Here is a 553-nt window from a genome sequence, read left to right on the forward strand (position 1 = left end):
TAGGGTAGCCGTAGGGAAACCGAGTCTTAACTGGGCGACTAGTTGCAAGGTATAGACCCGAAACCCGGTGATCTAGCCATGGGCAGGTTGAAGGTTGAGTAACATCAACTGGAGGACCGAACCCACTAACGTTGAAAAGTTAGGGGATGACCTGTGGCTAGGAGTGAAAGGCTAATCAAACCGGGAGATAGCTGGTTCTCCCCGAAATCTATTTAGGTAGAGCCTCGGACGAATACTTACGGGGGTAGAGCACTGTTAAGGCTAGGGGGTCATCCCGACTTACCAACCCTTTGCAAACTCCGAATACCGTAAAGTAATATCCGGGAGACACACGGCGGGTGCTAACGTCCGTCGTGAAGAGGGAAACAACCCAGACCGCCAGCTAAGGTCCCAAAGTCATAGTTAAGTGGGAAACGATGTGGAAAGGCCCAGACAGCCAGGAGGTTGGCTTAGAAGCAGCCATCCTTTAAAGAAAGCGTAATAGCTCACTGGTCGAGTCGGTCTGCGCGGAAGATGTAACGGGGCTAAACTATGCACCGAAGCTGCGGATTCA

General features: G+C 51.7%; 1 rRNA gene. It reads left to right on the top strand.

The annotated features are described in order from the left end of the window. Positions 1-553: ribosomal RNA gene (locus GQR47_RS20350) — 23S ribosomal RNA — on the top strand; the annotation flags it as partial.

It is taken from the genome of Pseudoalteromonas sp. Z1A2, from assembly GCF_011378755.1.
GTDB lineage: Bacteria > Pseudomonadota > Gammaproteobacteria > Enterobacterales > Alteromonadaceae > Pseudoalteromonas > Pseudoalteromonas distincta.